This is a genomic window from Kaistella sp. (assembly GCF_032060305.1).
In the GTDB taxonomy this organism is placed as follows: domain Bacteria; phylum Bacteroidota; class Bacteroidia; order Flavobacteriales; family Weeksellaceae; genus Kaistella; species Kaistella yananensis.
Window position 1 is genome coordinate 13,952 of the sequence record NZ_DAMBHK010000019.1, and the last position, 5,695, is coordinate 19,646.

Genomic DNA, 5,695 nt, shown 5'->3' on the forward strand with positions numbered 1-5,695 from the left:
TTCTACCAAAAATTTTCCCGGATTTACTTGCAATACCTTCAATTCCGAATAAAGAGTTATTTGGATTAAAAGGCATTCCGTGTGCAATTTTACCTTCAAAATCAATGTATTGCGTCGCAATTTGTCCGTTTTCATATAATTCTTTAATCACTTCTTCAGAGGCCATAAATCTTCCTTCCCCGTGAGAGATCGGAATGGTAAAAACCTGATCCTTCATCCCTTTTAACCACGGCGACTGATCGCTGACAACTTTCACATCAACCATTTGAGAAATATGTCTTCCGATCGCATTGTGCGCCAAAGTAGGCGAATTTTCATCTAAATCGCGAATCTCACCATAAGGCAAAAGCCCGGATTTTACCAGTGCCTGGAACCCGTTGCAAATCCCGAGAATCATTCCGTCGCGGTTCAATAATTCGTGAACTGCATTTTTCATTTTCTCGTTTTTCAAAACATTGACAATGAATTTTGCGGAACCATCCGGCTCGTCACCGGCAGAGAAACCTCCGGAAAACACCAAAATCTGAGACTGATTGATTTGTGAAATCCAGGCATCCAAACTTTCATTAAGAAGCTGATGATTCAAATTGATCAACGGCAAACTTGAAACTTCTGCTCCTTCTTTTCGGAAAGCATTTTGCGTTTCATATTCACAATTGGTTCCCGGAAAAATAGGTGCAAAAACACGAGGTTTTGCAATTCCGTGTTTTCGGATTATTATGGTTTCTGCTTTTGTAGCATTGAATTTTTCGTCCAGTTCTACCACAATTTTTTCTTTTTCAACCGTAGGAAACAGCTCTTCAAACGTTCCTCTATAAGCCTCAAATAAACTTGAGATAGAAATTTTTAAATAATTAATTACTAAAACTTTATCAGCTATAACCTCACCAATCAATTGAAACAAATCATTTTTCAAATCTGAGGTAGTTTCAATAATTAAACTTCCAATATTTTTATTTAAAAGTAAATCTTCTTCCAAAGAAATTTCAGCTCCTAACTGATTACCGAAACTCATTTTTGCCAACGACACTGCTACTCCGCCATCTTTCACAGTTTTAACAGAAACGATATTTCCAGACTGAATATTTTCATGAATATCATCGAAAACTTTCTTCAAATTTTCATAATCCGGCAAACCGTTTTCCTGAGGAATATGTTGAAAAAAATACAATTTGTTTCCCGCTTTTTTCAGTTCCGGAGAAATGATATTTTTCTTTTCGCCATTTGCACAAGCAAAAGAAATCAGCGTTGGCGGCACATTGATATCCTGGAAACTTCCACTCATCGAATCTTTTCCGCCAATTGCAGCGAGTTCCAAATTCATTTGTGCATCGTAAGCTCCAAGAAGCGAAGCCAATGGTTTTCCCCATTTTTCAGGTTTATTTCCCAATTTTTCGAAATATTCCTGGAAACTCAAACGGATATTTTGATATTTTCCTCCCATTGCCACAATTTTAGCAACGCTCTCTACGACCGCATTTGCAGCTCCAATCATCGAGTTTTGCGAAGAAATTTCCGCATCAAAACCCCAACTTGCCAAAGAAACAGTTTCAATATTTTCCGCGTTTAAAACGGGAAGCGTTTGTACGCTTCCTTCCATCTCAGTTTCCTGATATTTCCCTCCGAAAGGAATCGCAACGGAAGTTCCGCCAACGGATGCGTCAAACATTTCCGCTAAACCTTTCTGCGAAGCATTATTTTTACTCGAAATTGCCTTCAATAAGTTTACTTCATTGAATTCAATATTCTGATTGTTAATTTTTTGCAAATGTGAAATTTCCGCATGTTGAGATTTTGCACAACCGTTGGTATCTAAAAATTCGCGGCTTAAATCCACAATTTTATTGCCTTGCCAAAACATTTGCATTCTTCCGGAATCGGTTACTTTCGCCACTTCTACAGCTTTGATATTTTCCTTTTCGCAGAATTTGATGAATTTTTCTTTGTGATCCGCTTCAATCACCACCGCCATTCTTTCCTGAGATTCGGAAATAGCGAGTTCGGTTCCGTTTAATCCTTCATATTTCAAAGGCAAAATATCAAGGTTAATTTCCAACGAATCAGCAATCTCGCCGATAGCAACAGAAACTCCACCGGCTCCAAAATCGTTGGATTTTTTAATTAAAGTAGTAACATCAGGATTTCTGAATAAACGCTGAATTTTACGTTCTTCTACCGCATTTCCTTTCTGAACTTCAGTGGAGAGCGTATGAATAGAGGTTTCATCCTGTTCTTTTGAACTTCCAGTTGCTCCTCCCACTCCATCTCGGCCAGTTGCTCCACCAAGCAGAATCACCAAATCTCCAGGTTGCGGTTTCTCCCGTCGAACCCAATCTTTTTTCACCGCTCCCACTACAAAACCCACTTCCATTCGTTTTGCTTTGTAGCCATCGTGGTAAATTTCATTCACCAAAGTTGTCGCCAAACCAATCTGGTTTCCGTAGGAAGAATAGCCGTTTGCGGCTTGTTTCGTAATCGTTCTTTGCGGAAGTTTTCCCGGTAAAGTTTCAGAAATCGGTTCCAAAACATCTGCAGCTCCGGAAAGTCGCATCGCCTGATAAACAAACGCTCTCCCCGACAATGGATCGCGGATCGCGCCACCTAAACACGTAGAAGCACCGCCAAAAGGTTCTATCTCTGTAGGGTGATTGTGTGTTTCATTTTTAAATAAAAGGTACCAAGGTTCTTTTTTGCCATCAAATTCGGCTTCAATTTCTATGGTACACGCATTGATTTCATCAGAAACAACGAGGTTTTCAAGCTTACCGGTTTTGTGGAAGTATCTTGCACAAACCGTAGCCAAATCCATCAAAGAAATCGGTTTTGCTTCTCTTCCGAGAAATTTTCTTTTCTCTAAATAATCATTAAAAATTCTTTCTAAAGTATCTTTAAAAGAATCATTAAACTGAATATCAGTTAATGCTGTTTCGAAAGTAGTATGTCTACAATGATCGCTCCAATAGGTATCGAGCACTTTGAGTTCGGTTTCCGACGGATTTCGGTTTTCAGCTTTAAAATAATTCTGAATAAATTCTAAATCATCGAATTCCAGAGCAAAACCATGTTGGTTATAAAACTCATCAAGTTCTTCCGTAGAAAAATCAATAAAACCCTCATGGATCATAACCGGATCTGGGGTTTCTTCCGACGGGATTTCGAGCTTGGACAAATCTTTTTCCTGACTTTCGACTTTGTTTATTAAATGATTTTTTATTTTTTCGATATCATTTTCTGTAACGCCAAAAAGTTCGATCAACTTTCCGCTTCTCACTTTTGAGTTTTCATTTTCTGTGAGTAGAGCGATACATTGCTGCGCAGAATCTGCTCTCTGATCGTATTGGCCAGGTAGAAATTCCGTAGCAAAATGAAGGTTTTTAGCCGGGTTTTCGGTGTGAAGAATATCAACGACCGGATCTACAAAAGTATTGAAAATTACTTTGTTAAGATCGTTTTCTTCGATCCCGAACAGATCATAAATGTTATAAACTTTCACATCCTGAATATGAGGAACGATGGTTTTTACTTCACTGAAAATCTTAGGACTTTCCACATCGAAAATGCCGCGTTTTTCTACAAAAATTCTTTTTTTATCAGACATTCTATGTCAATTTTAAAGGGAGTAAAACATTAAAAAATGCAGACAAAATTGCCTGCATCAATTTATACTTTAAGGTCAGCTTCTAAGCCAATTAAATCGGAATATTTATCAAGAATAGGTTGTGCTTCATTCTGGACAAACTCCTCGGTTTGAATCGGAGCGAATCCGATGAAATTTTTCGGGTCGAGCATTTCCATAAATTTGGATTTATCCATTTTCAGGGAGTCATCGTTCAAAATCCTTTCGATCAGGTCATTTTCTTTGCCTTCGATTTTTACTTTTTTAGAAGCTTCCATGGAGTGCACGCGGATGGTTTCGTGGATTTCCTGACGATCGCCACCGGCTTTTACTTCCTCCATAATGATATATTCTGTCGCCATGAAAGGAAGTTCATCCATGATATGTTTTTTGATACGGTTTTCGTAAACCACTATTCCGTTCATAATGTTATTCCAAATCAACAAAATAGCATCGACGGCAAGGAAAGATTGCGGAATTGCGAGTCTTTTGTTCGCTGAATCATCCAAAGTTCTTTCGAACCATTGCGTTGCCGCCACCATTGCGGAACTTGAGGAAAGTGACATCACGAATTTCGCTAACGAGCCGATTCTTTCGGAACGCATCGGATTTCTTTTATACGCCATCGCTGAGGAACCGATCTGATTTTTTTCGAAAGGCTCTTCGATTTCCTTTAAATTCTGCAATAGCCGTAAATCATTCGTAAATTTATGTGCAGATTGAGCAATATTCGACAATAAAGCCAAAACTTTCGCATCAATTTTTCGGTCGTAAGTCTGTCCGGAAACTCCGAAAACCTTATCGAATCCAAAACGTTTTGAAAGTTCTGTATCCAAATGTTTTACTTTGGAATAATCGCCATTAAAAAGCTCCAAAAAGCTAGCTGCAGTTCCGGTTGTTCCTTTTACACCGCGGAATCTTAAAGTTTCGAGGAAAAATTCGAGTTCCTCAAAATCCAAAATCAAAGATTGCAACCAAAGTGTTGCTCTTTTTCCGACGGTCGTCAATTGTGCGGGTTGATAGTGTGTAAAACCGAGTGTTGGTAAATCTTTGTATTTTAAAGCGAAATCGGAAAGATTTTTAATGACATTCACCAATTGTTTTCTCAAAAGCAACAATCCGTCGCGCATTTGAATTAAATCGGTGTTATCGCCTACAAAAGCGGAAGTCGCGCCCAAATGGATAATTCCTTTTGCAGAAGGAGCCGCATCGCCGTACGTGTGCACATGAGCCATCACGTCGTGTCGGAATTTTTTTTCGTATTCTGCAGCTTTCACATAATCAATGTTTTCTGCGTTTTCTTTGAGTTGTGCGATTTGTTCGTCGGAAATATCCAAACCAAGATCTTTTTCGATTTCGGCAAGGGCGATCCACAATTTTCGCCAGTTTCTGAACTTGTTGTTCGGCGAAAAATTATAGAGCATTTCCTCACTTGAATAGCGTTCTTCAAGGGGATTTTTGTAGGAATTCATTCTTTCTTTTTACTTTTTTTAGATGCACAAATTTAAGAAAATTATAAAGAAACTGAAGGATCGTAACGCTATTTTTAACTAAACACAAACCGAATTTTAAGCTTCATATCAGACAGAACGATCTACCTGCGGCCTTTAAAATCTTTCATTGTATCATAAACACCGAAAATATTTCTCATCACCCAATCGAATACCGGAAGAGGCAAAATTCCCTGTGACAAACGGATAAACCAATAAGGCATCGGCATTGCAAGCATTTTGGTTTCGTTTTCAATGGCTTTTATAATTCTTTCGGAAGTTCTTTCTGGCTCGAGAATAGGAAGCAGTTTAGATTTTACTCCATCGAACATTCCGGTGTTGATGTAGAACGGCATAATCGTGGTTACCGAAATATTTTTACCTAACTGTTCCATTTCTAATCGCAGACTATCGCTCCAGCCGACAACAGCCCATTTGGAAGCTGCATAAACCGACATTTTCGGGTTAGAAATTAATCCTGCAGAAGAAGCAATGTTACAGATAGCACCAGAATTTTCAGCCATCATTCCGGACAGAAATTCAAGCCCAATATGCATGAAAGCATTGGAATTGATGAGCATGCTTTTCT

The 5,695-nt window shown here is 38.6% G+C and carries 3 protein-coding genes; all 3 read right to left on the reverse strand.

Annotated elements, in window-relative coordinates; all coding sequences use genetic code 11:
- Positions 1–3,598: phosphoribosylformylglycinamidine synthase (locus V5N63_RS04310; protein ID WP_332032954.1), on the reverse strand; the 3,598-nt coding region annotated here is incomplete at its 3' end.
- A gap of 62 nt (positions 3,599–3,660) precedes the next feature.
- The gene (purB, locus tag V5N63_RS04315; RefSeq protein ID WP_088468807.1) at positions 3,661–5,088 is read right to left on the reverse strand and encodes an adenylosuccinate lyase; all 1,428 of its coding nucleotides are present in this window, start codon (positions 5,086–5,088) and stop codon (positions 3,661–3,663) included.
- Positions 5,089–5,210: 122 nt separating this feature from the next.
- Positions 5,211–5,695: SDR family NAD(P)-dependent oxidoreductase (locus V5N63_RS04320; RefSeq protein ID WP_332032955.1), on the reverse strand; the 485-nt coding region annotated here is incomplete at its 5' end.